General features: G+C 59.8%; 8 protein-coding genes and 2 pseudogenes. 2 read left to right on the plus strand and 8 right to left on the minus strand.

The features are described from left to right. From NKI85_RS37220 to NKI85_RS37240, 5 genes and pseudogenes are all read right to left on the minus strand, one after another. Positions 1-138 (minus strand): annotated as a pseudogene (locus NKI85_RS37220) (sugar ABC transporter ATP-binding protein); the annotation flags it as partial. Between the two features lie 124 nt (positions 139-262). After that, positions 263-1,282, minus strand: coding sequence for an ABC transporter permease (locus tag NKI85_RS37225; protein WP_352780852.1), 1,020 nt, complete (start codon positions 1,280-1,282; stop codon positions 263-265). Continuing rightward, positions 1,282-2,334 (minus strand): ABC transporter permease, encoded by a 1,053-nt coding sequence (locus tag NKI85_RS37230; protein WP_502900786.1) that lies wholly within the window; start codon positions 2,332-2,334, stop codon positions 1,282-1,284. Before NKI85_RS37230 ends, NKI85_RS37225 begins: the two co-directional genes overlap by 1 nt. Positions 2,335-2,439: 105 nt before the next feature. Continuing rightward, positions 2,440-3,405, minus strand: a complete 966-nt coding sequence (locus NKI85_RS37235) for a sugar ABC transporter substrate-binding protein (RefSeq protein WP_352532680.1) — start codon at positions 3,403-3,405, stop codon at positions 2,440-2,442. A gap of 97 nt (positions 3,406-3,502) precedes the next feature. After that, on the minus strand, positions 3,503-4,549 hold the full coding sequence (locus NKI85_RS37240) for a sterol desaturase family protein (protein ID WP_352780858.1): 1,047 nt from the start codon (positions 4,547-4,549) through the stop codon (positions 3,503-3,505). 192 nt (positions 4,550-4,741) lie between these two features. Between NKI85_RS37240 and NKI85_RS37245 the strand changes: the two are divergent. After that, a pseudogene (locus NKI85_RS37245) lies at positions 4,742-4,849 on the plus strand (LacI family DNA-binding transcriptional regulator); the annotation flags it as partial. A gap of 43 nt (positions 4,850-4,892) precedes the next feature. Here NKI85_RS37245 and NKI85_RS37250 read toward each other — a convergent pair. The 3 genes from NKI85_RS37250 to NKI85_RS37260 are packed head-to-tail and all read right to left on the minus strand — an operon-like array spanning position 4,893 to position 5,839. Next, positions 4,893-5,066, minus strand: a complete 174-nt coding sequence (locus tag NKI85_RS37250) for a hypothetical protein (protein WP_352532684.1) — start codon at positions 5,064-5,066, stop codon at positions 4,893-4,895. 21 nt (positions 5,067-5,087) lie between these two features. After that, the gene (locus tag NKI85_RS37255) at positions 5,088-5,672 is read right to left on the minus strand and encodes a Gfo/Idh/MocA family protein (protein WP_352532678.1); all 585 of its coding nucleotides are present in this window, start codon (positions 5,670-5,672) and stop codon (positions 5,088-5,090) included. Between the two features lie 8 nt (positions 5,673-5,680). Next, positions 5,681-5,839 (minus strand): Gfo/Idh/MocA family oxidoreductase, encoded by a 159-nt coding sequence (locus NKI85_RS37260; protein ID WP_352532682.1) that lies wholly within the window; start codon positions 5,837-5,839, stop codon positions 5,681-5,683. A 44-nt stretch (positions 5,840-5,883) separates the two neighbouring features. Here NKI85_RS37260 and NKI85_RS37265 point away from each other — a divergent pair. Further along, positions 5,884-6,254 (plus strand): hypothetical protein (locus NKI85_RS37265; RefSeq protein ID WP_352532686.1); only part of this gene is annotated, 371 nt, incomplete at its 3' end.

Here is a 6,254-nt window from a genome sequence, read left to right on the forward strand (position 1 = left end):
CTTGCCGGCGCCGTTGTCACCGAGCAGACAAAGCACTTCGCCGGCGCGCACCTTCAGCGAAATATCGTGCAGGACATCGATCGGACCGAAGGATTTGTTGACGCTTTTCAGCTCGAGAATGGCAGGTTTGTCGTTCATGGCGTGCTCACCTCTTCATCTGCGAACCGGCTTGGCTGATGCGATTGATCGGCGACCGTGTTCATAGAAGCACGATGCTCGTTGATCGCGACCGCCGGGCACGGCTCCTGTGGCAACTCGTTTCTCATGGGTTTGCTGGCTCCCGCGGCAGGTCTCGCCCACGCCGCGGTCTGAAATACAGAGCCAAGTCGCGGAACGACTGGTTCATCAGCACGGCCAGCAGGAGCATCACACCGATAATCAGGTTCGACCAGTTTCGGTCGATCTGGGTGAAGTAGATGCCCTGGCTGACGATGGCGAAGGTGATGGTGCCCACGAAGATACCAATAACCGAACCGAAACCGCCGGTAAGCAGCACACCGCCCACCACCACGGACACGATGGCATTGAAGATGAAGCTCATGCCGCCGGAGACCTGGGCGGAGTTGAACAGGATCGCCTGACAGATGCCGACGAACGTGGCGCTGACCGCGGACAACACAAACAGCGCAATTGTCATGCGGTTCGTCGGAATGCCGGCGTTGCGGGCGCTGACCTTGTCGCCGCCCATTGCAAACAGCCAATTGCCGTAGCGGGTCTTGTGAAGAGCGAAGCCTATGACAGCGGCGAACGCCAGCCACCAGACGATGATGACCTGGTGACTGCCACCGATCAACTGTCCGAAGAGGAATTTCGCCCAGTCCGGCGCCGTTAGGGCAACGCTGGCATTGCCGGTCAGAAGCACGGAGGCACTTAGCACCACCCCCTGCATGGCGACCAGCGTGGCCAGCGTGATGATCAGCGAAGGCACCGAGGTTCGGATCGTGAGCAGGCCGTTGACCAGGCCGACCGCCACGCCGACAGCCAGCGCCCCAGCGATCCCTACCGAGATGGGCAGCCCGTAGTAGCCGGTCAGGATGGCGGTGGTCATTGAACCGGCGGGGATCAACGCGCCGATCGAAATGTCGAGTTCGCCAGCGATCATCAGCAGCCCGACGGGAATGGCGACAATGCCGAGATTTGCCGCGAAATTGACCCAACTCGCCGCGCCAACCAGCGTGCCCAAACTGGCGCCGCCGAACAGAACGAAGAACAACACCACGCTGACGAGACTGAGGATCGAGCCGGCCTCGGGACGGCGCAGCACCGATTTGATTGCGTCCATTATGTCGGTCCCCCCTTCTTCGACGAATAGCTGAGCGCCAGCTGCCGGAAGGTGTCGTTTGTCAGCACCGCGATCAAAAGAAGCGCGCCGATTATGACGCTTCCGATGTTGGGATCCATGCTCGTGAAGTAGATGCCTTGGTTCACGATCGAGAAGGTAATCGTGCCAAACACGATGCCAACGATCGAGCCGAAGCCGCCCGTGAGCAGAACGCCCCCGATGACCACACACATGATGGAATTGAAGATGAAGGACTGACCGGCCAGAACCTGCGCACTCTGGTAGACCATCACCTCGCTGACCCCAACGAAAGCGGCGCTGAAGCCGGACAGCATGAACAGACCGATGGTCAGCCGTTTGGTCGGAATGCCAACGTTGCGCGCGCTCTCCTTGTCGCCACCGAGTGCATATATCCAGTTGCCCAACGGGGAGATGTGCAATAGCCAGAACAGGCCAATCACGAACACCACCCACCACAGGATTGTGACTTGAAACATGCCGCCGAGATAGTCGCCTAGGATTGCCTTGGTAAGCGGGTCCGGCACAAGCGAGACGCCGGTGCTGCCAGCGATCTTGACGGTGAGACCTAGTGTCAGACCCATCGTGAGGAACATGGTGCCAATGGTGATTATGAGCGAAGGGATGGTCGTTCTCGTCACGAACAGCCCGTTGAGCAAGCCGACAGCGAGGCCGAGGCCAAGTGCGGCCGTTATGCCAAGCCAGTCGGGCAGCCCATAGTGACCCGAGACGATGGCAGCGGTAAGCGACGCTGCGGGGATCACGGCACCGACCGAGATGTCGAGTTCCCCGGCGATCATCAGCAACCCTATCGGCAGCGCGATGATCCCGATCTCAGACGCGATGTTCAACCAGCTGGCCGTGCCGGCTGCCGACATGAAGGCACTTCCCCCGAACAGGCCAAAGAAAAGCAGAACTGCGACCAGGCCGAGGAACGAGCCCGACTCTGGTCGACGCGCCAGCCGGCCGAGGGCTAGTCGGGACCGCGTGCGGTTCGGCGCCGGGGTTAATGTGGACGTCACGGGATGTGCCATTAGGGTAATCCGCGAGCAAGCGGCCGGCCACGATGGAGCCGCCGCAGAGAAAGGGAGGAATGGCCGCCCGCGTTTCAAGCGAGGGCGGCCATTAGTGAAAAGGGGCTATCGCGTCCCTGCTTTCACGCCGGCGATGGTTGCATCGACGCTGGCCTTATCGATGATGCCGGGTCCGGTGAGGATCTCACGGGTCGGCACGGTGAGGCCGTAATTTACCTTGCCGTTGAGGATCGCCACGGCGAGGTAGCCCTGCAGGTAACCCTGCTGGTCAATCGCGCAAGCTTGTTTGCCATCCTTGATGTTGTTCAGAATGGTCTCGTCAAAGTTAATGCCGCAGAGATGAACCTTGTCACCCTTGCCGGCCTGGGTGATGCCGTTCATGGCGGAGTTGGCGTCAACGTTGCCGATGGTGAATACGGCGGTCACGTCTGAGTGTTGGAGCAGATAGGCCTTCACCGCCTGCGCCACGGCCGTCGCTGAGCCGAAGGACGTTGCTGGCAAGGGCAACACGTCGGCTTCACCGCCGCCATTCTTCATCCCCTCCTTGAAGCCACCGCAATAGGCCTCGATATTGGCAGCGCCCGGCAGGGTGTTGATGCAGACGCCTTTCTTGTCACCGGCCTTGGCGAGATATTCCCCACCGGCGACGCCGCCTTTATAGTCGTCGGAGCCGACATAGTTCATGGCTCCCAGGCGATCGGCTGCCTTCAACCCGCCGGCATTGTAGATGACGAGTGGAATGCCAGCATCCACTACTGCCTTGAACGCAGGGTCCATCGCTTCCGGCACCCAGTCCGGGCCGACAATGGCGTCCGCTTTCTGGTCGATGGCTTGGCGGATCAGCTCAGCGGCGTCGACGCCCAGATTGTCATAGTTCTGCGGCCCCAGCCAAGTGACCTTGCCACCCTGGGCCTCGACAACTTTGCCAGCATCTTCGGCGCCACGCTTGACGATCGACCAGAACGGATCGTCCGGTTTGCCGCCGATGACGAAGATATTGGCGGCGAGCGTCGCGCCGGTACTGAACCCGATTAGCACCGCTGTCGACACAAGCGTCTTGAAAAGCTTCATAGTCTTCCTCCCATTTGCCCCGTGGGGCTTTTCAACAAAAGTTCTGGCTGTCCCGGGCCCGCTCCTCACGGGCACAGTCGAAACAGCGATTGGTTCATCATTCCGCCGGCATTCCAGATGCGGGATCGCTGCGGCCTTCCTGCTGGCTCCGCATTTTTTCCTTCTTCTTGCGGAAGCGGGCCTTCATGATCTCGTCGGCTTCCTTGCTGCCGTCGTGCCAAGTTCCGAACAGCTTATCGAGGGGTACCAGCCCATCACCGCCGTAATTCACCTCGAAATACTTGTGGTGCAGGTAGTGCACGTAAGAATGGCTATCGAGCTTAACCTTGTCGGTGATTTCGAATGTCTCGAAACCGAGATGGCCGTTCACCGCTCCAAATCCCGCTCCGTGCAGCGTGAAGTAGGCGCAGACCGGATTCGAAGGGATCAACAGGTGCAGCCAGGCTTCAGCATGATAGAGGAAGCCCTCGACCGGGTGCATCGAGAGCGACGACCAGGGACTTGGATTGATCGAATTATGATGGACCGAATGCACCCATTTGTAGAGCGGCGGCCAATGGATCGCCCGATGAAGGAAGAAGAAATAGACCTCATGCACGGCTGGCGCGATAAGCACCAGGAACGACAGGTAAAGCCAATTCGTCGTCCATGGCAGCCAGATCGCCCAGCTGTTTGCATACATCCACAGCATCACGATCTCGACCACTGTCCATAGTGGTATCGTTGCGAAAAACGAGCGGGTGAAATTGTCGAGGTTCTGACTTTGAAACCAGAACACGTCTGACGCCGCGTCTGACGGAAATTTAGGATTATACTTGAAGCGGTTCTGTTGTTTGCGCTGGATATAGTAGCGCAACTCGAAGAAGCCGTAGAAGAGGAAGATGCCTGCAGCGTTGAGGCCATACAGCCAAAAGTAATTGACCAGAGAAAAGGTCGCGAGGCTCTGCCAGCTTGGGATGAGCAGGTTCACCCAAATGATCGACGTGGCGAGATGAAATGCGTTCCACGGCCAGAGAAACTCAGGAATCCAGGCCACCACCTTCTTTGCATTGAACGGACGATGCCAGATCGGGGCCGGCTCGGCCCGGCGATGCGGTGCCCAGTTACCCCGCTTGTCGCGCATTCCATACTGATGGTCGTCCATCGTGACAGTGCCTCTTGCCCGGATCGGTCGTGAGATTGCGGGGTCAGCCCACTGGGGGCTGATCTAGGATATCGACCCCGACTGGACGCGATTCATATCGGACGCTTGATCTTCATAGCAAGACGGAAATAGTATAAAAGCGACATTTATATCATTTAGTATCAGTCATGATGATATAACCAGGGTGCACTCATGAGGCGGCCGAGAATCCACGATCTCGCTACCGCAGCAGGCGTCTCAGTGGCGACCGTGAACAGAATTTTGGGTGGCACCGTTTCCGTGCGGCCGAAAACAGCTCAACGCGTCGCCCGCCTTCTGCTCGACCTCCATCACCGCGATGCAGTCAGTCGACGCTTGCCGTGTCGCAGACCAGTTGAAGGGTTGCGCCGGGCAGTTCTTCGGCAACTATCTTGGCATCATCCGCGCCCGTCAGACCTGCGCGGATCACTGCCATCCTGATCGTCGTATTGTTTTCACCCCTTGGGTCACGATCAGTCGACCCGTCATCAAAGGTCAATCGAACGTCCTGTTTCGAAACTTAGTCGTGCCGCGTCGAGCGCGTCGAGGACTGCCGTGCCCGCAGCAGCGGTAACCGGCGGCGAAGTGCCCTCGCGCACGGCACGGGCAAAGGCGGTGTAGTAATCGTGATAGCGGCCCTGCTCGGCGGGAAGCGCACTTCGCCAGCCGCGGTCCGCAGCACCCCCCACGCCTCTTCCGGCTCGTATCCCCAGCCAGCCATATCGTGCATCGGACGCCGGCCCGCGAAGATTGCCTGCGCCTGCACGTCGGTACCGTGCGATACATAGCTCCTTTCGGACCCATAGGCGCGCAGTTCGCGGATATTGAGATGGTTCAGCTTGCTGGCCGAGATATGGGAATGAACGCCGTTCTCATGCGCCAGACGGATCGTGAAGCTTGCATCGGTTGGCCCTTGCGGCAAATCGATATGGTCGAGCTGCGCGTCGACCGAGCGCGGCCCGAGCAACCACAGCATTTGATCGACTAGATGTGAGCCCAGATCGCGCAACAGACCGCCAGTTGGGCCTGCCTCCAGCGTCGCGGGGTCGTCAAAATCCATACGGTTGTGGACCCGCCATAATTTGCCGAGGCGGTTGTCGCGCACAACGCGCGCTAGTGTTGCAGGTCGGAATCAAGGCGTCGGTTCTGGAATACGCCGAGCACGACGCCCTTCTCCTTCGCCGCCCGGTCCAGCTCGCGCCCGCTTTCGGCATTTGGGGCAAACGGCTTGTCGGCCATGACGTGCAACCCGGCGGCAATGGCTTCGAGCACCAATTTGCGCCGCGTCCGCCGGCGGCGATCATGTCGGCGCTCGCGTGGATCGGCACGCCCGGCCAATCGACGCGCGCCCGGGCGATGGTGGCGGGCGCTCGAGCCGCTATGCCGACCAACTCGCAGCGATCGGCGGCGGCAATGAAAGGCGTGTGAAAATGCCGTCCACCCGTGCCATAGCCAACCACACCGATACGTATCATGCACATTCACCAAAGAAGGAATTCGGCAGAAGCGACGATCGACCGCCGCCGCCTGACGCCATTGAGTTGGTGTCAGCGCATCGCCGGCGCATCTGTCGAGGAACCCGGTGGCGGATGACCTTCATGCTCGGCCATGTAACCATCGACCTTGGCTTCCAGATCGGCCATCGTTTCGCCGCCAGCCATCAGATCCGTAATCTCCTCGCGGGACC

Origin of the sequence: Mesorhizobium sp. M0571, from assembly GCF_040320985.1 — a bacterium.
Taxonomy (GTDB): domain Bacteria; phylum Pseudomonadota; class Alphaproteobacteria; order Rhizobiales; family Rhizobiaceae; genus Mesorhizobium.